This window comes from Anaerotaenia torta (genome assembly GCF_050433395.1).
Lineage (GTDB): Bacteria > Bacillota > Clostridia > Lachnospirales > Lachnospiraceae > Mobilitalea > Mobilitalea torta.
Genome location: NZ_JBNPXH010000007.1, coordinates 262,061 through 288,544, shown reverse-complemented (window position 1 = coordinate 288,544; position 26,484 = coordinate 262,061). Strand labels below are relative to the sequence as shown.

Annotated in this window: 20 protein-coding genes; 12 read left to right on the top strand and 8 right to left on the bottom strand. The window is 45.5% G+C overall.

All coding sequences use genetic code 11. From position 1 onward, the window contains the following. Positions 1-10 precede the first annotated feature (10 nt). The 10 genes from HNQ56_RS13535 (at position 11) to HNQ56_RS13490 (ending at position 13,151) form a co-directional block, all read left to right on the top strand. Positions 11-1,393, top strand: coding sequence for a phenylacetate--CoA ligase family protein (locus tag HNQ56_RS13535; protein ID WP_429147036.1), 1,383 nt, complete (start codon positions 11-13; stop codon positions 1,391-1,393). Next, positions 1,390-2,397: a glycosyltransferase family 2 protein gene (locus HNQ56_RS13530; RefSeq protein WP_429147033.1), complete on the top strand. Its 1,008-nt coding sequence runs from the start codon at positions 1,390-1,392 to the stop codon at positions 2,395-2,397. The genes HNQ56_RS13535 and HNQ56_RS13530 overlap by 4 nt, the downstream gene beginning before the upstream one ends. Further along, positions 2,394-3,701, top strand: a complete 1,308-nt coding sequence (locus tag HNQ56_RS13525; protein WP_429147031.1) for a glycosyltransferase family protein — start codon at positions 2,394-2,396, stop codon at positions 3,699-3,701. Before HNQ56_RS13530 ends, HNQ56_RS13525 begins: the two co-directional genes overlap by 4 nt. A 94-nt stretch (positions 3,702-3,795) precedes the next feature. Next, positions 3,796-4,929, top strand: coding sequence for a polysaccharide biosynthesis C-terminal domain-containing protein (locus HNQ56_RS13520; protein WP_429147029.1), 1,134 nt, complete (start codon positions 3,796-3,798; stop codon positions 4,927-4,929). A 59-nt stretch (positions 4,930-4,988) separates the two neighbouring features. Further along, on the top strand, positions 4,989-6,263 hold the full coding sequence (locus HNQ56_RS13515) for a glycosyltransferase (RefSeq protein WP_429147026.1): 1,275 nt from the start codon (positions 4,989-4,991) through the stop codon (positions 6,261-6,263). Beyond that, the gene (locus HNQ56_RS13510; RefSeq protein WP_429147023.1) at positions 6,244-7,386 is read left to right on the top strand and encodes an EpsG family protein; all 1,143 of its coding nucleotides are present in this window, start codon (positions 6,244-6,246) and stop codon (positions 7,384-7,386) included. The genes HNQ56_RS13515 and HNQ56_RS13510 overlap by 20 nt, the downstream gene beginning before the upstream one ends. A gap of 41 nt (positions 7,387-7,427) precedes the next feature. Further along, a complete protein-coding gene (locus tag HNQ56_RS13505) occupies positions 7,428-8,432 on the top strand; it encodes a hypothetical protein (protein ID WP_429147021.1) in 1,005 nt (334 codons plus the stop codon). A 32-nt stretch (positions 8,433-8,464) separates the two neighbouring features. Beyond that, a complete protein-coding gene (locus HNQ56_RS13500) occupies positions 8,465-9,991 on the top strand; it encodes an oligosaccharide flippase family protein (protein WP_429147018.1) in 1,527 nt (508 codons plus the stop codon). Positions 9,992-10,002: 11 nt separating this feature from the next. Further along, positions 10,003-10,956, top strand: a complete 954-nt coding sequence (locus HNQ56_RS13495; RefSeq protein WP_429147016.1) for a glycosyltransferase — start codon at positions 10,003-10,005, stop codon at positions 10,954-10,956. Between the two features lie 332 nt (positions 10,957-11,288). Then, entirely contained in the window at positions 11,289-13,151 is a 1,863-nt protein-coding gene (locus HNQ56_RS13490; protein ID WP_429147014.1) for a polysaccharide biosynthesis protein, read from the top strand. Between the two features lie 1,014 nt (positions 13,152-14,165). Here HNQ56_RS13490 and HNQ56_RS13485 read toward each other — a convergent pair. From HNQ56_RS13485 to HNQ56_RS13475, 3 genes are all read right to left on the bottom strand, one after another. Continuing rightward, positions 14,166-15,197: a sugar kinase gene (locus tag HNQ56_RS13485; protein WP_429147011.1), complete on the bottom strand. Its 1,032-nt coding sequence runs from the start codon at positions 15,195-15,197 to the stop codon at positions 14,166-14,168. Positions 15,198-15,273: 76 nt separating this feature from the next. Further along, the gene (locus HNQ56_RS13480) at positions 15,274-15,954 is read right to left on the bottom strand and encodes a TIGR00266 family protein (RefSeq protein WP_429147008.1); all 681 of its coding nucleotides are present in this window, start codon (positions 15,952-15,954) and stop codon (positions 15,274-15,276) included. A 159-nt stretch (positions 15,955-16,113) separates the two neighbouring features. Then, positions 16,114-16,836, bottom strand: coding sequence for an N-acetylmuramoyl-L-alanine amidase (locus HNQ56_RS13475; RefSeq protein WP_429147005.1), 723 nt, complete (start codon positions 16,834-16,836; stop codon positions 16,114-16,116). 53 nt (positions 16,837-16,889) lie between these two features. On the opposite strand from HNQ56_RS13475, the gene HNQ56_RS13470 reads away from it, so the two are divergent. Continuing rightward, positions 16,890-17,138: a hypothetical protein gene (locus HNQ56_RS13470; protein WP_429147003.1), complete on the top strand. Its 249-nt coding sequence runs from the start codon at positions 16,890-16,892 to the stop codon at positions 17,136-17,138. Between the two features lie 197 nt (positions 17,139-17,335). Here HNQ56_RS13470 and HNQ56_RS13465 read toward each other — a convergent pair whose 3' ends face one another. The 4 genes from HNQ56_RS13465 to HNQ56_RS13450 all read right to left on the bottom strand — a co-directional run bounded on the left by HNQ56_RS13465 (position 17,336) and on the right by HNQ56_RS13450 (position 22,287). Beyond that, positions 17,336-18,655 carry a nucleotide sugar dehydrogenase gene (locus HNQ56_RS13465; RefSeq protein WP_429147000.1) on the bottom strand — a complete coding sequence of 440 codons (1,320 nt, stop codon included), beginning with the start codon at positions 18,653-18,655 and terminating at the stop codon, positions 17,336-17,338. A gap of 75 nt (positions 18,656-18,730) precedes the next feature. Then, on the bottom strand, positions 18,731-19,441 hold the full coding sequence (locus tag HNQ56_RS13460) for a tyrosine-protein phosphatase (RefSeq protein WP_429146997.1): 711 nt from the start codon (positions 19,439-19,441) through the stop codon (positions 18,731-18,733). Positions 19,442-19,466: 25 nt separating this feature from the next. Then, entirely contained in the window at positions 19,467-20,867 is a 1,401-nt protein-coding gene (locus HNQ56_RS13455; RefSeq protein ID WP_429146994.1) for a tyrosine-protein kinase domain-containing protein, read from the bottom strand. Between the two features lie 238 nt (positions 20,868-21,105). After that, the gene (locus HNQ56_RS13450; protein ID WP_429146991.1) at positions 21,106-22,287 is read right to left on the bottom strand and encodes a DUF2974 domain-containing protein; all 1,182 of its coding nucleotides are present in this window, start codon (positions 22,285-22,287) and stop codon (positions 21,106-21,108) included. 205 nt (positions 22,288-22,492) lie between these two features. Between HNQ56_RS13450 and HNQ56_RS13445 the strand changes: the two genes are divergently transcribed. After that, complete coding sequence (locus HNQ56_RS13445) at positions 22,493-23,458, top strand: Ig-like domain-containing protein (protein ID WP_429146989.1); 966 nt, start codon at positions 22,493-22,495, stop codon at positions 23,456-23,458. Positions 23,459-23,567: 109 nt separating this feature from the next. On the opposite strand, the gene HNQ56_RS13440 is transcribed toward HNQ56_RS13445, so the two are convergent. Next, a complete protein-coding gene (locus HNQ56_RS13440; RefSeq protein WP_429146986.1) occupies positions 23,568-26,198 on the bottom strand; it encodes an N-acetylmuramoyl-L-alanine amidase in 2,631 nt (876 codons plus the stop codon). Between the last annotated feature and the right edge of the window lie 286 nt (positions 26,199-26,484).

Below are 26,484 nucleotides of genomic sequence, written 5' to 3'. Positions count from 1 at the left end.
GGGCAAATTTATGGATCGGATGATGCTGAAAATTTATTACCGCCTGCCGGTCTTTTGCCAGAATATCGCAATCAGCTTATACGGCGTGATGCTTTATGTCAGTCGCTATACCGGTGTTTATCAGAAATACCTTAAGCTTTTTTCCGATAATAAGCATAATAATTTAAAAAGAGAACGGAGGCTTCAGAATAAAAGATTCATAAGGCTGCTTCGATATGCGGCAGCCAACAGCCCTTTTTACCGTGAATTCTATCGTGATATTCCCATTGAGGAGATCAAATCCGTGGAAGATATTACCTGTCTTCCGGTGCTTAGCAAGGATATGCTGAAGGAAAACTTAAACAGCATCTATACTGTTTCCAAAAGAAAGAGCCTTCGTTTTTCTACCGGAGGAACGGGAGGCATTCCTCTTGCGGTAAGAAAAAGGCCTAGGGATGTGCAGCAAAGAATGGCATATCTGGACGCTTATAAATTAACCTTTGGGTTTCGTAATAATAAAATGAAATCCGCCAGATTCTTCGGTAAGAAGATTATGGAGGACTTTCCAAAAAGGCCTGTATTCTGGCGAAACAACTATCCTGCAAGACAGCGGCTTTATTCCACCTACCATCTGACGGAAAAGAACCTGGTCTACTATGTCAGAAATTTAAACCGCTTTCAGCCTGAGGCCATTGACGGATTCGTCTCGGCAATCTATACCATTGCCAAATACATGGAAGAAAACCATATTCCCCCTTCTTTTACACCAAAGGCAGTATTTACCACCTCCGAGACAGTGCTTCCCTATCACCGGGAAGTCATTGAGAGAGTCTTTGGCTGTCCTTTGTCGGATCAGTATGCTTCCAATGAAGGAGCTCCCTTTATCATCCAATGCAGCCACGGCTCCTATCATGAGGCAATTGATACGGGAGTTTTTGAGCATATACCGACAGCAGAAGGGATCAAGCTGCTTGTCACAGGCTTTGACACCTTTGGTACGCCCCTGATTCGATACGATATCGGAGATATGATCCTGCCGGAGGAGGGGATTACCTGCAGTTGTGGAAGCATCCATCCTGTAATTAAGGGAATTGCGGGAAGAGAAGCCGAGTTTCTTGAGACGGGGAAGGGCAGGTTCAGCCAGGTTCAATTGTCTGTGCTGATCAGCCAGTTATCGGATATGGTAAAGCAGATACAGTTCCGGCAAAAGAAAGACGGTGCCCTGGATATCCTGTGTATTCTGTCGGAGCCCTCCAGGGAAGAAGCATACGCAAAATTGATAAGCGATGCAATAAAGAAGTTTCTGGGTGCAGAAACCGTATTTACGCTGAGTTTCCCTGATGTAATAGACCGTGCACCCAGCGGAAAATATCAGCTGATTGTAAAAGATAAGAAGGGGGAAATTGCAGAGTGAGAGAAAACAGCTTTGTTAGTATAATCATACCTGTTTATCAGGCGGAAAAGTATCTGTGGCACTGCGCGGCAAGTGTCATGGAACAGTCATATGAAAATATTGAAATCATTTTGATCGATGATGGCTCTACGGATAAAAGTCCGGATATCTGTGACAATCTTGCCAGGATGGATGAAAGGATTAAGGTAATACATCAGTGTAACGGCGGAATTTCCAGTGCGAGAAATGCAGGCCTTCAAAATGCCAGGGGAGAGTATATTGCATTTTTGGACAGTGATGATTTTCTCCACAGGCATTTTATCAAATATCTTCTCTATCTGTGCAGGAAGCACCGGGCACAGATGGCAGCCTGCGGCCTGTATAGCGGAAGCGGTTCGGATTTCGAGGGAATATCCATGAAGGGCAGCGTATTGGTTTATACGGGAAAGGAAGCCATTTTAAGCCGGAGGATAAAATCAGGAGTGGTTGGTAAGCTGTATAAAAGGGAGCTCTTTGAAGGGCTTTTCTTCCCGGTCAGCGATCATTTCAATTATGAGGATGAAGCGCTGATCTATAAGCTTTTGTACCGCTGCGGCAAAGTGATTGCAACACAGAGGCCCCTTTATTATTATTATCAGAATCCCGTCAGTACCACCAGAAAAGAAAATCATTATAAACCTACGGATTTTTACCAGGTCCTGCAGGACAGAATTCTTTTCTTTGCAGATAAGGAGAAAGAGCTTCTCGAATACTCCTATGAATATCTGTGCCTTAATCTGATGCTGTTTTATTTTAGCTGTAAAAGGGATGCGAAGAACACGAATGATATGCAGGAGCTGATGATGCTGTACGAGAAGGCATATTATAAAATGCTGTACAATAAAGTGACTCCTCTTAGGTTTAAGCTTATGTTCACTGCCTTTTATCAGCATCCTAATCTCTGCGCCATTGCAGCCAATAAAGCAGGCTTTCCGATAAAGAAGCTGTATGAGACTTATATCAGGATGGAAAAGAGGATATTATGAAGCTTTTGGTTCTTTCCGAAGAAGTATGGAATGACAAATTATATCCCAACAATGTGATGACCAACTGGTTCGAGGGATTTGAAGGCGAGCTGGCCAATCTCTATCTGGCCTCCGGTACGCCGGATAATCCCTGCTGCAGCGAATACTTTCAGATCACTGACCGGATGGCCTGGAAGAATCTATTCCGAAAGGGGAGCGGAGGAAGATGGTTTGTTCTCCAAAACACCGATACCCTTAAGACGAAACTATCACCGATAAAATATCCGCGGGTCAGGAAGGGAATCAAGCTGGCGTTGGGAGGAATGCTCCGGCTGCTTCGTGATGCTGTCTGGCTTAGGACCAGATGGGAGGAGAGCCCGCTTATGGATTTTCTGAAGGCTTTTAAACCGGATATCATTTTCAGCCTGCGGTTTTCTTCCAGGAGGATGCTTCATATGGAACGCTTTCTGTATTCCGTTACCGGGGCACCGGTTATTGCATTCACCGGTGATGATGAATACTCCCTAAAGCAGATAAACCCCTCCCCCTTCTATTGGATCAGAAGATTGCTGCTTCGGAGGGATATCAGGAGAACCGCGGGTATCTACGGAAAATATTACACCCTGTCGGAAAGACAGGCAGCGGAGCTTGGAAAAGCGCTTGGTGTAAAGAGCGGAGTTATCTATAAAGGCGGGAATTTCCCAAATGCGTTGGAAGAAAAGAGAATATCAAACCCCATCCGGATGGTTTATGCAGGAAGGCTTTACTGCAACAGGGACAGGACGCTTCTGTCCGTTGCGAAAGCCGTAGCCCGGATCAACCGGAAGGAGGTTAAGATCATCCTGGAAATTTATACGAGGGATAAGCCCGGGCGCAGGGGACGGGATGCCTTTCATGACGGGAAATCGGTATTTTTAAAGGGGTTTGTTTCTGCCGAAAATCTGAGGAACATCTATAGAGAGGCCGATATCGCCCTGCTTGCGGAGAGCTTTGATCTCAGAAACAGGCTGCTGACCAGATATTCTTTCTCTACGAAAATTGTAGACTGTCTGGCCTCCACCTGCGCTGTAATTGCAGTAGGACCTTTTGAGAATGAAGGCATCCGCTATCTGAAAAAGAACAGGGGAGCTGTCTGTATCGGAAAAAAGGAAGAAATCTATTCCGTACTGTCACATATTGTGAGCCATCCCGATAAAATAGAAGTATACCGAAGCAACGCCTGGAGACTGGGGATGAGGGCGCACCGAAAGGAAGACATTCGACAGAGCTTATATAGGGATATTGCGTCCATTGTAAAGAATGTCAGTGAAGCAAGCCAGGTTTAGTGTCATAGAATTTTAGTGGCATGGAATTATCCGCAGGCGGACTCTTTATTTTGATAATTTGTGACGGCGCAATGCGCCGGTAATGGAGGTAGGAATGAAAATACTGGTAACAGGCGCCGGAGGATTTTTGGGTAAGAATCTGATAGCCGGTCTTAAGGCCCAATACGGGGAAGAGCATACCATTGATACCTTTGACCGGTCAAATACATTAGAGGATTTAAAAAAATATACCCGGGACTGTGATTTTATATACCATTTTGCGGCTGTGCACCGGCCGGTTGAGGATACCAGCTTTATGGAGGTTAATTACCAATTGTTCCGGACGATGCTGGAGTTCTTGCGGGAAAACGGCAACCGGTGTCCGGTTTTATATACCTCCACCGTACAGGCGGTACAGGATACGCCTTATGCTACAAGCAAACGGATGGCTGAGGAAGCCTTGCGGGAGCACGAAGGGTTAAATAACAGTAAGGGGATTATATATTGCCTTACCAATACCTTCGGCAAATGGGCAAAACCTTTTGCCTACTCCGTAGTCGCCACCTTCTGCCACAATATTTCAAGGAACCGGGAAATAGTAATCCATAATCCGGATACCGTTATGAAGCTATATTATATCGATGATGTAACAGAGGCTTTTCTAAGACATCTGAAGGAAGAAGTCCCTCCCGGAGAAGACGGCTATTACCGGTTGAAGGAGGAATATTGCTACCAGGTAACCTTGCAGGAGCTTGCGGATACCATCCGAGGTTTTCAAAAGGCCAGGGAGGAATTATATATTCCGGATATAAAGAATTCCTTTGCAAAGAAGCTATACAGCACCTATGTAAGCTATTTACCCTTAGAGGAGCTTAAGACTGCTGTAACCAGCCATAGGGATGCCAGAGGAAGCTTTACGGAAGTCTTTCGGACGAAGGGTTTGGGGCAATTTTCCCTTAATGTCACAAAGCCCGGCATTAAAAAAGGGGAGCATTATCATAACAGTAAATGTGAACGTTTCTTTGTGATATCAGGCAGCGCCATGATACAGCTTAGAAGAATCGGCACCGATGAAATCAGGGAGTACCTGCTTTCTGCCGACAATCCTCAGATTATTGAGATACCGCCGGGATATGCCCATAACCTGATTAATATTGGTGACACGGATCTATATACCCTAATTTGGGCCAATGAGGTCTTTGACAAGCTGCATGGGGATACCTATCCGTGTACGGTCCTTCTTAAATAATAAAAGGGGATATTTAAAACAGGAGAAGAATAGAAGGTATAAAATTCAGGGAGGTAAGGATGAAGGTACTTATTATAAATGAAGTTTACGGAGTATTAAGTACCGGAAGAACGGTGAAGGAGATTCGAAAGCACCTAATACAACAGGGACATACCTGTCTGATTGCCTGTGTTCACGGGAAGCCGGATGATGAAGAAGAGAAGGGGGAATTAAGAGAGAGGGAAGGGTTTTATATCATCGGGTCCCCGGCCGGAAGAAAGCTTCACGCCCTTGGCTCCAGAATCTGCGGCCTTCAGGGGTATTTTTCCCGGAGAGCAACAAGAAAGCTGATGCGATACATCGGCAGGCAAAAGCCGGATATTGTTCATATGGGAAATGTCCATGGTAATTTTCTGCATTTCAATATGCTTATGAATTATCTGGCCGGTCAGGGGATTCCCGTGGCTATCGTACTCCATGACTGCTGGTATTATACCGGAAGATGCACTCATTATACGGTTAACTCCTGCTACCAATGGTGTGACGGCTGCAGAAGATGCCCCAATAACAGAAATACTCCTCCTTCCTGGTTTTTTGACCGGTGCAATAAAATGTGGAAGGATAAAAAGAAATATTTTGGAAGGATTAACCGACTTGCCGTCATTGGGGTGTCGGAATGGATCACCGGTCAGGCAAGATGCTCCTTCTTAAAGAACGCCTTCCTCATACAGCGTATTTATAATGGAATCGAGCTGGATATATTCTTCCCGCAGGAGGCTGGGGATCTGCGTAAGGAGCTGGAACTGGAGGAGAAGTTCGTAATTCTTTCCGTTGCCTCATTATGGGGCAGCGCCAAGGGACTGAACGGATTTCTGAAATTGGCAGGCTGGTTGAAAAAAGAGCAGGAAAGAAATCAAAAAGAGGGGAAAACAGATGAGGAGTGCGTGATCCTTTTGGTTGGGAACATAAACGCCGGGATCGAACTCCCGGATAATGTGAGAAATATACCGGCTACCAGCAGCACCGCAGCTTTGGCAAGGCTTTATAATGCGGCTGATGTATATGTATCTCTTTCCAGGGAGGAATCCTTTGGAAAGACAGTAGCGGAAGCCTTGGCCTGCGGAACGCCTGCCATTGTCTTTTCTTCTACCGCATTGCCGGAATTACTGGGAGAGGGATGCGGCCACATAGTTACGGAGGGTACCTTGAAAGGAGTTTACAGGAAGCTTCAGGAGGTTAGAAGCAAGGGAAAAGAATGCTATTCCCGGCACTGCGCCGGCTATGCCAGAGAACATTTTTCCAGAGAGGGCTGCGTGAGGGAGTACGTCAAGGTTTATGAGAAACTTCTCTCTTGAAATCATAAGACAGACACAAAAAAAGAGCCGCTTAAGCGGCAGATGGGAGATAGGATTGATAGTATATGGTTCCTTATTGTTAATTCTTGCTGCATTAGCACTGTTTCAAATAAAAAAAACGGAGTATACAAAATATTCTGCCCAAAACGGAAATAATGCGGTTCTTCTTTTTTCCTGTTTTTTGGTTTATTTTCTTATGATTTTTAAAGCGCCCTTTTCCGGAGACTATAGCAGATATGCAAATAACTTTCTTGATTCCGTTAATAAGAGCATCTCGTTTTACTGGGAAAGAAATATGGAAGCCGGCTTTTATATCCTGACCAAATTAATTGGGAAGCTTCATTACAGCATCTTTTTTTACTTTGCCGTCACCTCTGCATTCCTCTGCATAAGCCTGTTTTTCTTTCTGAAGCGTTATGCCTGGAGCAAAAAGTATGCCATCTATTTTTATTATACCATAGGTCTGTTTGCATTCTCCATGGCGGGACTGCGGCAGGTGCTGGCCATGTCGGTGTGCCTCTTTGCCTATGAAGCCGCAAGAAGGAGGAAGCTCCTTCCCTTTCTGCTTCTGGTGGGATCTGCCTATTTCCTGCATAAGTCGGCCTTATTTTTCCTTCCGGCTTTTCTCATCGCAAGAGTACCCTGGAAAACGAAGTACCATCTGGTTATTCTAGGCGTTTACGGAGTCATTGGATTGCTTTTTCAGAGGCTGTATACCTGGATCGCGGATTGGATGAATTATGATTATGTGATTGAAAGCACCAAAAACGGAGGCATTTTCCTGGCAATTCTCCTGGTTATCGCATTTCTGGGCATTGTATACCGGGAAAAGCTGATGGCTGCAGATCCGGATAATCTTTTCTTTTTAAATATGCATTTTGCGGTAATCCTGCTGTGGATATTCAGAATGTTCACAAGGACGGCCGAGAGACCGGCATTCTATTACCTGTATGCCAGCATCATATTGCTGGACCGCATCCTTTCCTTGAAATCCAACGGGGAAGAGGAGGAGAGAATCAGAAAATGCCTGGTATTGCTTTCGGTAATATTTTTCGGAATTTTCTTCCTTTACCGTACCTTAAGAGACGGAAACCTTGTTCCTTATATATGGATATTAAGTTGATTTTACCGAAAGTGCCGTTGGCATGGGAATGAGAGGTAGTTATGAAAGAGGCCAAGATTGACATCGCAGTGTTATTAATTTTTTTCGCCAGACCGAATCAGTTTAAAAGGGTATTTGAGGTCATAAAGGAAGTGAGGCCGACAAAGCTTTATTTGTACCAGGACGGTCCCAGAAAGGAAAGGCCGGAGGATATGGACGGCATCATAAAGTGCCGGGCCATCGCTTATGATATCGATTGGAACTGTGAGGTACATACCTATTTTCAGAGGGAAAATGTCGGTTGTGACCCATCGGAATATATTGCACAGAAATGGATGTTCCAGACAGAAGCCGCAGGAATTGTACTGGAGGATGACGATGTCCCCTCCCTCAGCTTCTTTCCCTTCTGTAAAGAGCTTTTGGAAAGATATAAGGAGGATGAAAGAATTAACATGATATGCGGTATGAACAATACCGGCATATGTGAGTATACACCCTATGATTATCTGTTTACTACCTCGGGCTCCATCTGCGGCTGGGCATCCTGGAAGAGAGTAGTGGATACCTGGGACGGTGATTATAAAATACTGAAGGATTCCTTTCATTTGAATCAGTTAAAATGCTATATCGACACTTTTTCTGACGGAGGACAGCACATCAGTAACTTGAAGCGGCATCAGCGTTCGGGGAAGGCCCATTATGAATCGGTTCTTAGCACCAGCATGCACTTAAACCACCGGTTGAACATTGTACCCGCCAAAAACATGATATCCAACATCGGAATTACAGCGAACAGCACGCATTCTGTTTCCGATATCCGATTGCTTCCAAAGGGAATACGGCGAATTTTCCATATGGAGACCTATGAACTTGACTTTCCCTTAAAGCATCCGCCTTATGTCATAGACGACACGGAATTCAGGGACAGAATAGATCGGATTATGGCAAAAGGCCATCCTCTGGTACGATATTTCAGGAAATTCGCCAGCCTGTTCCTCCGAATTAAATACAAGGACTACAAGGGCCTCAGAAAAAGCCTAATTCGCATATTTACGGGAAGCAAATAAAGATTTGACAAAGAAAGCAGTGGGGATGGATGATGAGTGACAGCAAGGAAACGGAAAGCTCCAGACAGATAAAAAGAGGCGCTGTATTAGGCTATATCACCATAGGCATCAATCTTATGGCAGGGCTGGTCTATACACCTTGGATGATTCGAAATCTGGGACAGGATAGCTACGGACTATATACTCTTTCCGTTTCCCTGATTGGAATTCTTGTCATGGATTTTGGTCTGGGAGCGGCGGTTACCCGTTTTCTGTCCCTTTATAATGCTGAGAATGACGAAGAGGCCGTGAATAATCTTCTCGGTGTCATTTACAAGCTGTTTATTGTATTGGACATTGTAATCGCTGTTGCTCTGACGATTGTGTACTTTCATATAGGCAGTATTTACAGGGAGCTTTCTCTGGAGGAAATCAGCAAGCTTAAGGTTATATTTCTCATCGCTTCCGCTTACAGCATCATAACCTTTCCCTTCGGCACCTTAAACGGCATCCTTACCTCCTTCGAGAAATTCGTGCAGCTAAAAGCCTGTGAGCTGTTCTACAAAATCCTGAACATGGGCCTTATTATCCTGGCATTAAGCCTGAGCTACGGTTTGTATACCCTGGTTCTTCTTAATGCGGTGACCGGGGGCATCAATATCCTGATCAAGTTCTTCCTTGTTAAAAAAACAACCCGTATCAAGGTAAACTTCCGTTACAGGGGAGGCAAAGCCAAAGCGGAAATATTCCGGTTCTCCCTATGGTCCACGGTAATTAACGTTGCCCAGCGTTTTATATACAATATCATACCCAGTATCCTGGGAATCTATAGCGGCGCCATAAGCATATCGGTATTTGGTACGGCTGCCACCATCGAAGGTATTATATATACCTTTGCCACTGCAATAAACGGGCTCTTTCTTCCGAGGGTATCCCGAATCCTTGGTAAGGAACGCAGGGAAGAGAACCTTCTGGAGCTGATGATCAAGGTAGGGCGGATACAGCTCTTTCTTATCGGGCTGATTTATGTGGGTTTTCTGGCTGTGGGAAGGGATTTTATCGGCTTCTGGCTGGGAGACGGTTTTCAGAGGGCCTATCTTTGTATCCTGCTTTTAGTACTGCCTAGCATCTTTGAGCTGCCTCAGCACATAGCCGCCCTTACCGTAACGGCGGCAGGGATGGTAAAGCTCCAGTCCGCTGTCTACACTCTCATGGCAGTAATTAATATCGCTTTATCCATCCTATTAACCAGGGAGTTTCAGGAAGTGGGAGCGGCAGTATCGGTATGCACGGCCTATTTGTTCCGGACGGCGGCCATGAATGTGATTTATCACCGCAAGCTGCATATTAATGTATTCCGGTTCTTTCGGGAATGCTTTGTGAAAATGGGCGGCTGCCTGCTTATATCGATGATGGCAGCAGCTCTGATTGCATGTTTACCAAGAGGAAGCATCCTTCTGTTCGTATTAAAAGGTATTGTTATGGTATTAATCTATCTTGTACTGTTCTGGAAATTCAGCTTAAATCAATATGAAAAAGAGTTGTTTTTATCTATGTTTAAGAAGAAATCAATCTTTTAGGGGAAGGGCTTATGCATACCAGATTAGGAATTATCATACTCCATTATAAGAATTATCAAGAAACCATCGACTGTGTTATGAGCGCCTTAAAGCAGCAGGGGAGCGGATATGAAATTGTAGTTGTGGACAATGGTTCGGGTGACGGGTCCTATGAGATTTTAAGGAGGAGGTTCCGGAAGGTCCCCCATATTACCGTGAAGAGACTTAAGAAGAACCTGGGGTTTGCCAGGGGAAATAATTGCGGCATCCGATATGCGCGGACACATTTTGGAGCGGAAGACTGCTTTATCTGCAACAGTGATGTCATATTTAAGGAAACACTTTTTGAAGAACTGCTGGCGGCGAGAGGGGAGGAGATTGGAGTGATTTCTCCCGCGGTCTATGATACGGATCATAACCCCCAGCCTTTTTCTGTGAATACAACAGACCCTTACAAAACGATTGCCTTTACCTGGCTGTATGTTCTTTATATGAGCTTGCCGGACCACTTACGCAGGATTTTACGGTTTCTTCATAAATTACTGTTCAAAGGCTTAGGAAAACTGATCCGGCGGCTCTGCGAGCTTTATATCATTTTCTCAAAGTATATTCTAACAGACAAAAAGGGGGAAAAAGTTGATATAAGCCCGAAGTCTAGGACATCCGGTAATAAAGCAGAGGATTTCTGCCGGATACAGGGCTGTGCTTTTCTGCTGACAAAGGAATACTTTAAATTTTATAATCAACTGTACCCCAAAACCTTTCTATACGGTGAAGAACTCAATCTGTCGGTATATCTAAAAAAAGCGGGGCTCAAAGCGGTTGCGGCCGATACCTCCCCGGTAATCCATAAGGGAAAGCAGTCCTCCTATGGGCTTTGTCATAGAGAAGGAGAGAAGAAGAGGCTTCGCTTTGTCCGGCATAGTCTGTTTTGCTCCCTTCCTCTGATCTTTCTAAGCAGCTCCACCATACGAAAGCTTTTTTAGAAGGAGCACAAAATAATCGATCTACGAATAACAGCCCACCGAACATCTTATCAGAGTTTCCGGCGGGCTGTTATTCGTAGATCAAGGGATCAGGATTCACTTAATCTGTTGTTTTGACATATTATAACATTAGATAAGAAATAAAGAGCTTATGCTGGAAGAAGGTATCGTCACAGCAATCTGTACTCCGCATTTTGACCCGTCCAACGATTGGTCCTTATGATTTTATATGATGAATAATTGAGATAAAAGTTCAGCCTTGTCCGGCATCCCATGGGCCAGGCAAGGCTGAGCTTTTATAGTTGGGCGGGCTTGTTTTGGAGGTAAATAAAATGTTGATTTGTAAATATCGGAAATGGATCGTTTTTATATTAGATTTATTCATTATTATTTTCGTAAGCAGCGGCCTGTTTTATCTATTTCCGGAAGATATCGGAATAGAGAATAAGAGCTTTTCTTCACTGCTGGTGAATTTGCTTTTATTCACTTTATGCTGGGCCGCGGCACAGGTCTTTTTTCATACCTATGATAGTCTTTGGAGATATGCACAGAGTACGGAATATCTGATGCTGCTGTTCGGGGGTATCAATGCTTTTCTGATATTTATCATATTGGACAGAGTGGTTACCGGCAGCCGGCTTCCTGTAATCTTTTCCTTAACAGGATATTCCGTCTCCTTTCTTGGCATTCTCTCTATGAGAATGTGTTATCGGCAGCTTCGGCACTACCGGAGCAAATTTCGCAGAAATAAAATTCCTTTTGCGATTTATGGAGCCGGAGAGGCCGGGGCTAAGCTGTTGGAGGAAATTGAAGCCAATCCCAAATACAATTATAATACGGTATTCTTTATCGATGACAGTGAGGAGAAAATCGGGAAACGGATTCATCATGTTCCGGTGAAAGGACCGGTAACCAACCTGGAACAAATCCTGGAAACAACACCGGTTCGGGAAATTGTAATTACAATCCCTTCCTTATCGGCGGACAAGAAAAAACATATTCTGGATACTTGCGCCAACCATAATTGCCTGGTAAGAACTCTTCCGGATTCCTTTGCCGTACTGGAGCAGGGGGAGGCCGATCTTTGGAATAATATCAGGAAGATGAAGATTGAGGAGCTGCTGGGGAGAGAGCAGATAACGCTGAATAACGAGGAGCTGGAGCAGTTCCTTCTGGATAAAACCATCATGGTGACAGGGGGAGGAGGCTCCATCGGCTCGGAATTATGCAGGCAGATCGCCAAGAGAAATATTAATAAATTAATTATTGTAGATATTTATGAGAACAATGCCTACGAGATACAGCAGGAGCTGCTCCGGTGCTATGGAGACCGGAAGAAGCTGATTATTGAGATTGCTTCTATTCGGGATAAGAAGAAAATGTTCCAGCTGATGGAGAAGCACCGGCCGAATATTATCTTCCATGCGGCGGCGCATAAGCATGTTCCTCTGATGGAGAATTGTCCCGATGAGGCAATCAGGAACAATATCTATGGAACCTATCATCTGGTACAGGCCGCCGACCGTTATGGCGTGGAGAAATTTGTGTTGATATCCACGGATAAAGCAGTAAATCCAACCAGTATCATGGGAGCCAGCAAGCGTATCTGTGAGATGCTTCTGCAAAGTATGAAGGAAAGGAGCAAAACGGAATTTGTTGCTGTACGCTTTGGCAATGTACTCGGATCAAACGGGTCGGTTATCCCCCTGTTTCAAAAGCAGATTGCAGAGGGAGGACCGGTAACCATTACTGACAAGCGGATTGTCCGCTATTTTATGACAATTACGGAAGCAGCTGAACTGGTGCTGGAAGCCGGAGCAATGGCTAACAGCAGTGAGGTGTATGTATTGGATATGGGGAAGCCGGTAAAGATTATCGAACTGGCGGAAAATCTGATTCGATTGTCAGGTCATATCCCATATACGGAGATTCCGATTATTGAGACAGGGCTGCGGCCCGGTGAGAAGCTGTATGAGGAACTTCTGATTAGCAGTGAAGAACTCATAGCAACAAAAAATCATAAAATATTTATTGACCGCCAGGATAATATATCAATTCACGATGTGAAAGAAATGCTAAGAATTCTTTCGCAAGCATTGGAAACCCAGTCTTGTACGGAGATCCGAAAGGCAATTAAGCAGGTTGTTCCAAGCTACAGGGAGCCGGAGGAAGTTAATAAGAGACAGAAGAATTAATGCGTTCCGAAAGGGAGGCACATGCTTTTGGATATCAAGGGAATTCTGGACCGGAGGGAATACGAAGCCCTGGGATATGAGTATTGGAGTTTATAAAGAACAAAATACCAAAAATGAGGCGAACCGGATGGATTCGCCTCATTTTGCGGAAGCAGATAAATTCTTATCTGCGGATCCAGAAGAATAAGCGCCGCAGCAACCCTAATAACAATCCCCATAATATGGATACGAGTATGCTCAGCAGGATATATCTTCTGGTAAAGCTCAGACATTCAAATTCTGCTATCAGAGCTGTAATTGTAAGAATACCCTTAAACAAGAATAACCCCGTAATCATTGTAGTAAAAGTTAACAAGTCTATCATTAATGCAACGTACGGGTCAATGCGAGTTCTGCAACGGGCAATGATACTGAAGGCCACCGCACCAAATAGTCCGGGAACCAACCAAATTAAGAAAAAACGGATAAAGTCCATAAAATCACTCCTTTAATACATTATTCCTTATTCATTTTATGACGTTAGAACTCCTTTTGTTACTGCTTTTGTCGAATAAACACGCGGGTGGGGGATATGGAATAAATATCAGTGGAATAAATATCGTCTTATCCGGTTTTTGGTTATGTATTAATTACTATTCGCAAAACACATGTTTAACGAATAGTATACAATATATAAATATCTTTTTTTATTATGGTACCTAATACTGTGTGATGAACTACTCATTATTTAATCACCCTTTCGTAAATATATTCTCTGGTTTCCTAATCTATCTTTCATCAATAATAAAGGCAAAAAACGGGATGAATGAAGTATGAGAAATAAATATTGTAAATCAACGGAAACAACATATACTTACCGTTGTATGAATGTTATTGAATTTACAAATAAAGGGCCGGTAACAAATTGTGTCACAGCCCTTTATTATTTCATGCCATAATCCATTATGCAGTTTATCAATACCATCTATGAATTACAGTGTTTCTATGTTTTATTGAACCTGCTCTGCAGAATTTCTACCGATTCATTTCACTCTGTTTTCCGGTCATCTTATGGGATTGAATCAATTGATCAATTTCTTTTAAATTACAGGAAGGCAAATCGCCAGGAATTGTGCTCTTCATGGCGCTGGAAGCATTCCCGTACTCCAGAGCCCTTCTGCAGTCAAAATTGTGGTTCAGCAGACCGTACAAAACGCCGGAAACATATGCATCTCCGCTGCCGATACGGTCAATCACCTCGATATTCTGGTAAGGCTCTTCTTCATAGTACTGGTCTTCTGCCTTGCTATAGATGACCGATCCAAAGGTATGTGATTTCGGGCTGTGAACGATGCGCTGGGTTGATGCAACAATGGAGATCGGATATTTATCGGTAAAATCCTTCATGATAGCGTATGCGCTTCCCTCAGCCAGGAAGGTCAGTCTGGCAGTATCCTCCGAGCAGAAAAAGATATCTACATAGGGAAGGATCTGCTCAATACAAATCCTGGCCTCCTCTCCGGTCCAGAGATTTCTGCGGAAATTCACATCAAAGGAAATGATGGTGCCGTTTGCCTTAAAGCGTTTAATCAGCTCAACAGCCGTATTCCTGATGTTTTCATTCAAAGCAAGGGTAATTCCGCTGGTATGGAAGCATCTGGCTGAGCTGAAGATCTCTTCCGGTATTTCATCCACCTTCAGCGTTCTCATCGAAGAATTCAGCCGGTCATATACGATTGCCGGTTTTCTGGGATGGGCGCCGTTTTCGTAAAAATATACTCCCAGGCGGGCATCTTCCCGGTCATCATAAATTAAATAATCGTCACTTACGCCGCAAAAACGGATATAGTTCTTAACAAAAAACCCGATATCATTGGAGGGAATCTTGGATATAATACCTGTATGCAGCCCTAACATTGAGACGCCCGATACTACATTCAATTCAGCACCTCCGGTTTGCTTCTGAAGCAAATCTCCGCGAACAAGCCGCTCACCGTTGGGCGGGGAAAGGCGTAGTAAAATTTCCCCTAAAGCCAGTAAATCGAATACTCTTTTATCCTCAGGCATCTTCATTTCTCTCCTTTTCTTCCGGCACTTCCTTTTTCGCTTGCTGGGATACCCTGTTGTTTGCTGTATTTGTTTATTATTTTGAAGACGGGAAATATGCCCTTAACGACGCGGCGACATTGCTGATGGGCATCGTCTGCATGACGACCTTGCCGGGGCCGGTAACAACGGTGTTAAATACCCCTTCGCCGCCGAACAGCATGTTTTTAACTCCGGGAACGGTCTGCACCTCCATGGTACAGCTCGCCGTCATAGCCGCAAGGTAGCCGGTGTCAATCACCAGCTGCTGCCCAGGCTGAAGAATATATTCCATAGCGTAACCGTCTATTTCGATAAAAGCAATGCCGTGCCCCGACAATCTCTGCATAATGAAGCCCTCGCCGCCGAACAGTCCGGCTCCCAGCTTTTTCTGAAAATGAACGGACAGCTCAACTCCTGCCTCTGATGCCAGAAAAGCCGATTTCTGCACGATCATGGGGCTGTCTGGTGTGATTTCCAACGCCCGGATGGAACCGGGGAAGCTTGATGCAAAGGCGATCATTCCCTCTCCGCCCATTGCAGTATAACGGTTTTGGAAAATCGAATCACCGGAAAACATTCTTCCCAGCGCCTTGCCTATTCCGCCGTTGGTAGTGGTCTCCATCTTCATGTTGGGAGACATCCAGCTCATGGAGCCTCTTTCTGTTATCATTGTTTCTCCGGCATTCAAATGACAGATAACCACCGGCAACGGTTCCCCTTTTACCTCATACCTCATAAAGCACCTCCTGTGCTATTGCATTAATACTGCCCTATGATTAAAGCGTCAAAAGGTGTTTTTGGCGCTTTAATCATCCTATTACCTGATTGCTTCCGCAATCATACGCCCGGTTACTTTTTTGTTTCAAGCTGATTTTACCATATTAACGGAAAAACTTCAATCTACTTCTAAATTGCTGCTGTTGATATATTCCAAAATGCCCAGATGAATCGCCCAGGCTAATTTATCCTGGTAGGCGTCATCGCATAGCAGAGCGGCTTCCTTCCAATTAGATAAAAAGCCGCATTCCACAATCACCAGCGGGCAGCGGGAGTTCTTCAGCAAATAATAGGAGCTGTTTGGCTTTGCCAGCCTGTGGTTGCCGTCATTTAAGAAGGCTTTCATCCTTTCCTGCAGAAGCTCCGCCAGGATTTTTCCTTTCTCGGAGCTATGATAATAAAATACCTGGGCTCCCCAGGAGCTTTCTTCCACAAAGCTGTTCTGATGGATGCTAACTGCAATCAAGGCATCACTGGAATTGATGATGGAGACCCGTTTTCTCATATCTGAGCGCTTCTTGTCCCTATCCGATTTTTCATCCAATCCATAATCCTCTTCCCGGGTCATAACAACATGAATATCCTTTTCCTCCAGCAGATTTCTCAGCTTAAGCGCTATGCTGAGGTTGATATCCTTTTCCTGAGCCCGGTTAACGCCTATTTTCCCGGGATCAAAGCCGCCATGCCCCGGATCAATGACGATGGTATAGGATTTCTGGTTAATAAGGTGGACGATGGAATTCCATCTTATGATTAAGAATACCGTGAATAGAATCAAAAAATACAGACAGGCAATGATGAAGAAATAGGTTTTGTTTTTTAAAGGCTTCCATCCACGCATATTCATAGCCTCCATCCTGTTATATAGTATTATTTTATAGAGAGCCCCCTGCTTTGATGCATAAAACCGGAGCTTCCATGACGGACCGGATGAATTATGCCCCGCTAGCTTACAGTATCATTACCTGCTGCAAAACAGAGATTAATCCGTATGTTGCATTAATCATTGATCTGCTTACTTGGGTTCTTACGCAAATTACTTTGCTGGTTATGCAGATAAAAGGAAGAAGGAAATCACTGGCTTTGCAGATTGGAAGAGCAAGACCGGTGATTTTGTGTTTTGAAATTATGGGGAGGTTATGAGATGAATAGGAGTATATAAATCATCTGGGCTTGCCTTTAACATCCCATGATTGCCAAGGGCAGGCAATCACAGGAAGCCCGGTCTGCGCCCAGATGATTTATATACTCCTATTCACCGCACTAGTCTTATGATGGATTTTAAAGTATATTTGGTGTATTAATGGATTACAGATTGTTTATTGTATATTGGGACTGTTTTACAGGCTCCAATATTGATAACCCAGGGCCTCGTATTTCTTACGGTCCAGAATGCCCTTGATATCCAGAAGCACCCTGGTATGGGAAGTGACTGGATCGAAGAGGCTGTTGATATCCTCTTCCTTTAATTCCGCGAATTCCCTGTGGGCCACGGCAATCACCACGGCATCCATTCCATGTACCTCCTCCAGAGGAAGAAGATTAAGACCGTGTTCCTGACGCACCTGATCGGCATCCGCCTGGGGGTCTGCGATAACCGGGGTGATGCCGTATTCCTGCAGCTCTTTTACCATATCCATCACACGGGTGTTGCGGGTATCCGGGCAGTTTTCCTTGAAGGTTAGGCCCAGAAGGGCCACCCGGGCCTCGGCCGGGGATATCCCTGCCAACGCCATTTTCTTCACCAGCTGCTCTACGATATAGCTGCCCATGGTATCGTTAATCCTTCTTCCCGATAAAATGACCTGGGGATGGTAGCCGATCTGCTCCGCCCGGTAGGTGAGATAATAGGGGTCGACTCCGATGCAGTGCCCTCCCACCAGTCCGGGGGTAAAGGGAAGAAAGTTCCACTTTGTCCCTGCGGCCTTCAGTACCTCTCCGGTATTCAGCCCCAGCTTATGAAAGATGATGGACAGTTCGTTCATAAAGGCTATATTGATGTCCCGCTGTGAATTCTCGATGACCTTGGCGGCCTCTGCCGTCCTGATATCCGGTGCCCGGTGGATTCCGGCTTCAATTACCAGCCCGTATACCTTGGCAATGATGTCCAGGGATTCTTCGTCCATTCCCGCTACCACTTTTACGATATTCTCCAGCCGGTGCTGCCGGTCACTGGGATTGATCCGCTCGGGGGAATAACCCACCTTGAAATCCTTGCCGCAGGTCAGCCCGGAGGCCTGCTCCAGAATCGGAACGCAGATATCCTGGGTAACGCCCGGATATACGGTGGATTCATAGACCACGATGGAGCCGGGTGTCAGATTCCTTCCCAGGATACGGCTGGCCTCTTCCACGGGTCTAAGATTGGGGGTGTGGTCGGTGTTCACCGGCGTCGGCACCGCCACAATATGAAAGCGCGCCTCTCGGAGCCGTTCCTCCTCACTAGTGAATTGGATGGTACTCTCCTTTAATGCCGCCTCTCCCACTTCCCTGGTGGGGTCCAATCCTTTCTGATAGTCTCTGATCTTTTCCTTATTTATGTCAAAGCCGATTACCTCTGCTTTCCTGGCGAAGGCGACCGCAATGGGCAGGCCGACGTAACCCAGGCCAATGAGGGAGATTTTGGCTTTCCTTTCTACTATTTTATTATATAAATCCATATCCTTCTCCTACCTCTATTTTAATTGCAGAGCACACGGGTTCCTGTGCGGGGGTGTTATGAAAGATCCGACGGCTCATTTTCCTTTTCGAAGTTCAACTCCATTAACAAGGGCTTGGCTATTGTTATAAAAGATTGCACAGACTTCCTCCCCCAGCTTCGCTCTGATGCGTTCATACGCCTCACTAAGACAGGGAGGACGCAGCAGCAGATTATGACAGTCGCTGCCGATTACATCAATATAGCCCTTTTTTAGATAGTGCATTGCTCTCCTCCTTCTGCCGGGAGAAAGAATACTGGAGGCATTCAGCTGTATACAGCAGTCCAGAGCTCTTAACCTTGCGGCTGTTCCGGAGCTCACCCTCGGATAGCGCTCAATATGGGCTATGACGGGTATGATATTATAATAATTTCTTAACCGTTCCATAAAACGGAAGGTCTCCTCCTCCCATCCCATGTAGAAGGGCAATTCCAGCAGCAGATATCTGGTGTTCTTTATACATAATGCCTCCAAATCGGAGTAATGGAATAAATACTTGTGAAGCAGTGTTTCACTGGCGGGAATTAGTTCAATGGGGGCCTCCTTCATTTCTGCCAGGGCCGAGGTTCTCCTCTGAAGGAATTCCTCCAGGGAGGAAGTCCCGGGATCAAAATGGGGCGTGCAGACCGCAGTCCGCACCCCATCCCTTTGCAAAGCCACGGCCATGCTCAATGCTTCCTGCAGCTGATCCGGTCCGTCATCCACTCCAGGAAGAACATGGGTATGGATATCGACCATACCCTCCATGGGATTGCTAAGGTTTTCTGTAATATTACTCATGCTCTTTATAATACGAGTAATAGTGGGATTTTGACCGGTTGCCCATGATGGGTGCTGCGGTGCCGTTCAGGACAAAGCCCAATATATTCGATCCAAGCAATTCGTATTTCGCCATAGCCTTAGTGATATTGGGATGGGAGGTGGCATTTTCCCTTACCACCACAATCATCCCGTCCGCCAGCTTAATGAGACTCAGCACATCGGATACGACATTGACCGGCGGGGAATCGATCAGGATATAGTCATAATAATTTTCCTGGCTTCGGATCAGCTCCTCCATGCTGTACCCCATCAGCAGCTCTGTGGGATTGGGCGGAATGGTTCCCATAGTGATGACATCCAGATTCTCATGGACCGTAGACTGAATCAGCTCACCGGCCCCTGCGATTCCCGATAAGATTTCACTGATTCCCGGGTTGCTTTTTTTACTGAACAGCTGATGCAGCCTGCCTCTTCTCAGATCACAGTCCAGGAGCAGCACTCTGGCCCCCGTCTGGGCGATGACAATTCCCAGATTGGCACATACGGTGGTCTTGCCGTCCATGGGGACGGGACTGTTGATGAGAATTATCTTGCAGCCGTCCTTGTTCAGGGTATAGCGCAGATTGGTCCGCAGCGCCCGGTAAGCCTCAATCACCGCGAATTTCTGCGTGGCTTCTGAGGTGAAGCCCTGTTCGGGCAATGTGCTTTTGCGGAGAATCAGACGGCTGATCACCGGCCTTTTTCGCTTCTGCTTTTCGTAGCCGGGTATTTCCCCTAACAGGGGTCTGTGGTACCGTTGTTTCAAATCCTCTGCATTTTTTACATTGATATCAATAATCTCCCATAGAAAAATGGCTGCCAGGGAAAGAATAAGCCCTGCAAAGCCCCCGATAACCGTGTTGAGGATAACCTTCGGACCGGAGGGAGCCATGGGCATGGTAACCGGGTCAACCACGCTGATCTGCGCCGAAGCCCTGATATTTTGAATTACCTCCGGGGCAAGCCTCTGCATGGCGGCCGCCAGCTCATAGGCGTCCTCTGCCAGGCCGGCTGTGACACTGATCCGAAAGATCTCCGTGTTATTTACCGTGCTGATCCGGGTCATTTGGGATAGCTGATCCAAAGTATAATTCAACCCGCTTTCCTCCAGCACCCGCTGAAAAAACACCTTTGTCTGTAAAAGATTAATATAGGTATTGACTACCTTCTGTGCATAATTCAAATCGTTCAAATCAATCGAAGCGGCTGTATCGCCGGAATTGACATACATCTGTACGGATGCGGTATAGGTTGGCTTCATCATAAATTTTGATACAGCAAACAATAAAGCAAAACCGGCAAGGGTACAGATAACCAGAAATACAAAATGCTTATAGACGATTGAGATGATTTCCTTGATAGAAAAATCCATCCCGGGTCCTCCTTACTGATCGGCAGTACTAATTCCGGCGTCTTTGACGCCGATATTATCTAATGTTATAATATGGCGAAACCTTGGATTTCGTGAATTATAGAATGGGAATGGAATAGAAAACAAAAAAGTATAAAAAAACCGTGATCTTTTATAAACTCAGATCGCGGTTTTTAATAGGGAACATGAGGTTAAAAGTAGTTAAAACAGCAAGATAATAAAAAGTAAGGAAATAACCTCAGGAATTCAGCTTAATATAGCCCTTTGTCCTCCTTTTCGTACCTGTCTTCTCCATGGGAAGGACTCCGGGAAGCAGCTCCTCTTCAATGGACTGCATTATAACCTTCTGCCCTTCCGCAATAAACTTATGAATTATCTTTTTCATAAAAGCCTTGGTCTCCGGGCTCATATTGTGATACGCCTTAATCATGCCGTTGACCGCAATCCGCCTCTCCGAGGTGATGCCGCTGACCGTATTCAAACCGGATGCCTGCAGGATTTCAAACAGCCTTTCCACAAAATCCGCCCGCTCTTCCAAGGTAACATTGTTCAGCCATTGACGAATCGCCTGATTGAGGAAGATGCTGGACTTCTTCACGCCGGATTGATAGACAAACTGCCGGCCAAGTACCTCCCAGGAAAATGCATTGTGCTGCATAATTCCCCTTTCGTTGCTGTTTACCACCACATACTCCTCCAGATGTTCCATCAGCATTCCCACAACGGAAGACTTGGGAAGAAAGCTATGAATTCTGGGAAGAATATTGCGATATCCCTGGCTTGCCAGAAACTTCTCCTGAAAACCGGGCCCGTCATTACTGTAAACCGCCAGAATCCGATGCTGCAGCTCCTCGATGGAAGCGGCCACATATACCGCCAGATTCCCGCCCTTAGAATGTCCTCCAAGATAAACCTTCCCTTCCAAGTCCCCCAGAAGATATCTTACATACTCTACCGCATCCCTCTGTGATTGGGTCTCATCCAAGAAGCTCATCTGAAAGTCTTCCTTCCACCCGATAAGATTGTCATCGGTTCCCCGGAATGCAATATAATGAAGGCCCTCATGCAAAGTGAAGACAATTGCCGAAAATTGTTCCGATGTATCATAATTCAGACGGTTAATATAGCAGGATAACCGAAGTCCTCCAAAGCGCCTGGTGGCGGCAGCCTTCAGCAACAGATCGGGAATATGTTCAAAAAACGGATTCCTGGTGCGCGGATCCTCAAAATCAATGACATCATAGGCCGCCTGTGCAATCTCCGACAATACGGCACTCCCCTCCTGCCTCTCAAAGGGAACTATTCCATCAAATTCAATGTAGGATAAGGTGGACAAAATCAGATTATCCACCTCGTTCAGAGAATCCTGGGCAAAGCTTAAATCACCGCGCCAATCCAGGTAATTCATTATATTATTCATATCCTTCCCTCCTGTGACAATCAACCGGGCCATTCTGCCTCTTCTGCCTGTTAATCCAAATATAGTAATATAATAACATTTAAATACCAATAATTCTATAATGACCTCTCCCAATAATTCCTTTATAATAGGGATGTCGATGGACAGAGATTATTTCGTCACTCGTACATACCTGTTTTACAAAACACATAAGGAGGCATTGCAATTGAAAAAGACACATAAGACTATTGCTTTTCTGCTGATTTTTAGCATACTTAGTCTTTCACTCATCCCCATTACAAAAGATACTGTGACAGCCAAAGCGGCTGGAAAAATATACTTAAGCAATACGAGCCTGACATTGGAGCTGGATCATTACAAAACGCTCCGGGTCCGCGGAACTTCAGGCAAGGTTACCTGGTCCAGCAGCGACAGAAAGGTGGCCAGCGTATCCAGCAGCGGCAAGGTCTTTGCCAATGCGCCGGGTTATGCAACCATAACCGCTTCGGTCGGAGGTAAGAAATTAAAGTGTAAGGTAAATATCGTCTACATGGTGAAGAATGCTACCGTGACGAAGGATCAGAGCTCTTCCTTAACCATCTTCGGAGCCAGGGGCAATGCGGTTTATACCTCCAGCGATCCTTCCGTTGTAACGGTTTCAGCCAAGGGAAAGCTGACAGGAAAGAAAGTGGGAAAAGCAACCATTACCGCTTCCGTTGACGGTAAGGAATTGACCAGCACGGTATCTGTTATCGGCATGAATCATTCTTCTATCCTGCTGGAGCTGGGCGCTGAGACCGGCTTTGTCAAGACACTGAAGGTTGAGAATGCATCGTCCAAGATTAAATGGTCTACCAGTGATAAAAACATTGCCACAGTAACCTCGGAGGGTGTGGTTTATGCCCAGGGAGTTGGCAGCGCTGTAATTACCGCAGAGGTAAATGGCAGGAAGGTAACCAGCACGGTTAAGGTAATCCAGGCAAATGCGAAGAATTTCACACTTCGTGCCGGAAAGACCAAGGATCTCCAGGTACATGGAACAGACAACACGGTAATCTGGTCCTCCAACAATACCTCGGTTGCCACCATATCCGCAGACGGCAAGGTGACTGCCGTGGCTCCGGGAAGTGCCATCATATTCGGTTATGTGGATGACAGGGACGTATTCTTTCACATAACGGTTACTGAATAAGAGAACAATTTGAATATAATAATATTATGTAAACCTATAAAGACTTTCTGACTTTATAAAACAGTACTCCGCTAAATAATTTCGATTTAGCGGAGTACTGTGATTCTGTCTATCTTCCCGTAGGGTATTGCTCAAATATCTGAAGAATGGTGTTATAAATGGTTTGTATGGCATTTTCCTGGAAAACAGGATCCGTTAATTTGGCATGATCCTTCTTATTGGATAAAAAGCCAAGTTCAATCAGCACTGCGGGAACGGTATTATTATGTACAACGGTGTAGCGTTTTGCCTGTGCGCCCCGGTCAGTCATGTTCAGATTGCGAACCAGGTTGCCGCAGAATAATTCCGCCATACGTTTGCTGGTGAGCCCCGCACTGTTGGGTGAATTATTGGATGCGGAATAATATACTTCGGTTCCGTAGGGAGTTGCCGTAGTAAAAGCATTCATATGCAGGCTGACGAAAATATCAGCACCATATTTGCCGGCAAAGGCTGCGCGGTCCTTCAGCTCCACAAACACATCAGTGGTTCTTGTATAATATACTTTGAGCCTGGAAGGATCCTGATTGAAATATTTTTCTCCTATGGTATAAAGCATCTTATAGTTGAGATCTTTTTCCTTGGTACTAAAATGCACTGCTCCGCTGTCATGGCCGCCGTGTCCGGGATCCAGAATAACGATATTGGGATAGATATCCCTGGGATTGCCCACCTTGACATAGATATAATCCTCGTCCACCGTGTAGGTATATCCCTGAAGCTTCGTGGTCTTGAAAATGATCTCCGTCTCATACATGCTGTTCAGTGACACCAGGATATCCTTAACCGTATCCGTCCCGTTGATAATGTCGAGGCTGCTGATATCGGCCATATAGTTCCCGCCTAAACGAAGAACAAAGTTGTTGCTATAATAATTATCCTGGTCGGTTATCATCCCCCTGGTCAAGCCCTCCGGCTTAGGGATTCTGATATTATACTCGTCCGTATCCCAGTCAGGCAGCTCCGGCTCCGAAGCCGTCGGCTCCTCTTCTGCTCCGGGAACGTGAAGAAGCAGGGAATAACGGTTTTCCGTCTCCGACAGATACAGTTCAAAGCCTTCATTTACTCCGAGAATCAGCTGTATCATATCACCGACTGCAACCGTGCTGATGGTATTAATGTATTTGGAACCGGTAATGCCGGTGTTGATCTCGCCCAATGTGTTGGCCGTGCAGGGAAGATCCACATAGATCAGACCGAATTCCTGTCTTGCCGATACCTTGAGGGGATCCATTCCGGTCAGGGTAAGGTAATCCCCTGCATCATTGGTTCCTGCAACAGCGGAGACAAGTGCATTATAAGATATGGTGACATACAGCTGCTGCTTATCTTCCGACAGGCTCAGCTCATAGCTGTAATCCGGGGAAACCAGATCCAGCTCAATGACAGAGGACAGGCCCGTTTCATCGGGGTGAATTCCGATGGTTTGAACCAATTTGCTGTAGGTTCCAAGCATGGGATAGGTCATCTCAGAACAGGTCATTTGCTCTGCCTGAAGCACAAGCCGGTTACCGTCGCTGGCGGAGGTGATTCTGCCGAAGCTTCCGGAGGAAAGAAATTGGAAGGTCTCCGAATTCAGCTTGATATTATTGTAATCTCTGGCTGCGGAATAAATCGTACCGTAATTCGTACCTGTATTCTCAGGATTTAACTCATGGACATTGCTGCTTTTTCCATATAGGAGACCGTCTCCGGTCCATTGATTTAAAATGGTTCCTGTCTCAATGATAACACTTTCGTCCCCTAATTCGGGAGCATCAGAATCGTCCGTACCGGAAGGATCTCCAGCCTTTGGTGTTGTGATGATTGAGGTTCCGGTTGAACTGTTCCATTCATAGTGATAGCCGAGGCTGGTAGCGGTAAATCTCCCCGGAACCATGACATAGGAGGTATTGACATCATGATTTTTAACAATCATCGGTGCCGTATCCATCCGGACTGCGGTACCGTTCAGATACGCTGTCTTGCTCCCTATGGTCATTACCAGAACAACATCCCCTTTGGTCAGTGTGACGGTCTTGTCCGAACTGTTGTAAGAGTAGGCTGCACCGATAGCCGCGTTGGTAAATATGGACTTGGCCCGAAGCATTGCCGTGTTATTGGTGATGATGCTGGGCATGTTTCCAAGATTAATCTTCTTGCCGTCCACCGTAACCATTCCCAGGCTTCCGGTATATTCAAACATCTTGCCGCTGTCATAAGACAGGGATAGGGTATTCTTAACCATAACGACTGTACTGATACTGCTGTTCCAGGTGTAATTCAATCCCAGAGTCTCGGATACAAATCTGGAGGGAACCAGCACTTTAGTCAAAGCAGCATCGGAATACTTCACCTTTACCGGAGCAACGGGCAGAGTGGCGGCCACGCCGTTCACCTTGGCTTTCGTACTGCCAATGGTCATGAGGATGGTCTTACCGTACTTTGAGATCGTTATAGTACCTTTATTCTTGTCGTATACGCACTCGGCGGCAATATTGGACCGCTTGAAGATATCGTCATAGGGCACCAGCGCAACACCCTTCACCAGAATTCCCGGTGCCTTCTTGTTTCCGATGGCTTGTCCGTTCAAGGTAACTGCGATCTGCTTGTCTGTGTAGATGGTTTCTTTTTTGGTAGAATAGTTGTATATTTTCAATCCGCCGGCCGCCGATACCCGGCTGTGTACTGCTCCCAGCGCAACCAGCACGGTTATCAGCATAAATCCAAGCTTTAAGCATAAGAGGCGACCACGGCTTCCGTTATCTTTTGTCCTTGTAATTATCGTTTGTAATTCCTTCTTCATTTGCTCTTTTTATTACCTCCTCTGTCACAGTCTGGCCGGCGATCAGGAATGTGTCCCCTCTCATCCTGTATTCCGGCTTATCTTGTCGGTTTCAACGTTATTGTGTTTTCATGCTTCTAAAACACTTAAGTCAACGCTGTATAGATTACAGATATTACGATAATATTAAAAGTTGTTAAAACTGTGTCAGTATTCTATTTTT

Bases quoted from the DNA above. Each gene is read 5' to 3' on its own strand.
- HNQ56_RS13440 (WP_429146986.1), bottom strand. From the start codon at position 26,198: ATGCTGATAACCGTGCTGGTTGCGCTGGGAGCAGTACACAGCCGGGTA.
- HNQ56_RS13480 (WP_429147008.1), bottom strand. From the start codon at position 15,954: ATGAGGTATGAGGTAAAAGGGGAACCGTTGCCGGTGGTTATCTGTCAT.
- HNQ56_RS13485 (WP_429147011.1), bottom strand. From the start codon at position 15,197: ATGCCTGAGGATAAAAGAGTATTCGATTTACTGGCTTTAGGGGAAATT.
- HNQ56_RS13500 (WP_429147018.1), top strand. From the start codon at position 8,465: ATGAGTGACAGCAAGGAAACGGAAAGCTCCAGACAGATAAAAAGAGGC.
- HNQ56_RS13505 (WP_429147021.1), top strand. From the start codon at position 7,428: ATGAAAGAGGCCAAGATTGACATCGCAGTGTTATTAATTTTTTTCGCC.
- HNQ56_RS13510 (WP_429147023.1), top strand. From the start codon at position 6,244: ATGAGAAACTTCTCTCTTGAAATCATAAGACAGACACAAAAAAAGAGC.
- HNQ56_RS13535 (WP_429147036.1), top strand. From the start codon at position 11: ATGGATCGGATGATGCTGAAAATTTATTACCGCCTGCCGGTCTTTTGC.
- HNQ56_RS13450 (WP_429146991.1), bottom strand. From the start codon at position 22,287: ATGAATAATATAATGAATTACCTGGATTGGCGCGGTGATTTAAGCTTT.
- HNQ56_RS13465 (WP_429147000.1), bottom strand. From the start codon at position 18,655: ATGGATTTATATAATAAAATAGTAGAAAGGAAAGCCAAAATCTCCCTC.
- HNQ56_RS13460 (WP_429146997.1), bottom strand. From the start codon at position 19,441: ATGGAGGGTATGGTCGATATCCATACCCATGTTCTTCCTGGAGTGGAT.
- HNQ56_RS13475 (WP_429147005.1), bottom strand. From the start codon at position 16,836: ATGCGTGGATGGAAGCCTTTAAAAAACAAAACCTATTTCTTCATCATT.
- HNQ56_RS13495 (WP_429147016.1), top strand. From the start codon at position 10,003: ATGCATACCAGATTAGGAATTATCATACTCCATTATAAGAATTATCAA.
- HNQ56_RS13490 (WP_429147014.1), top strand. From the start codon at position 11,289: ATGTTGATTTGTAAATATCGGAAATGGATCGTTTTTATATTAGATTTA.
- HNQ56_RS13455 (WP_429146994.1), bottom strand. From the start codon at position 20,867: ATGGATTTTTCTATCAAGGAAATCATCTCAATCGTCTATAAGCATTTT.
- HNQ56_RS13525 (WP_429147031.1), top strand. From the start codon at position 2,394: ATGAAGCTTTTGGTTCTTTCCGAAGAAGTATGGAATGACAAATTATAT.
- HNQ56_RS13520 (WP_429147029.1), top strand. From the start codon at position 3,796: ATGAAAATACTGGTAACAGGCGCCGGAGGATTTTTGGGTAAGAATCTG.
- HNQ56_RS13515 (WP_429147026.1), top strand. From the start codon at position 4,989: ATGAAGGTACTTATTATAAATGAAGTTTACGGAGTATTAAGTACCGGA.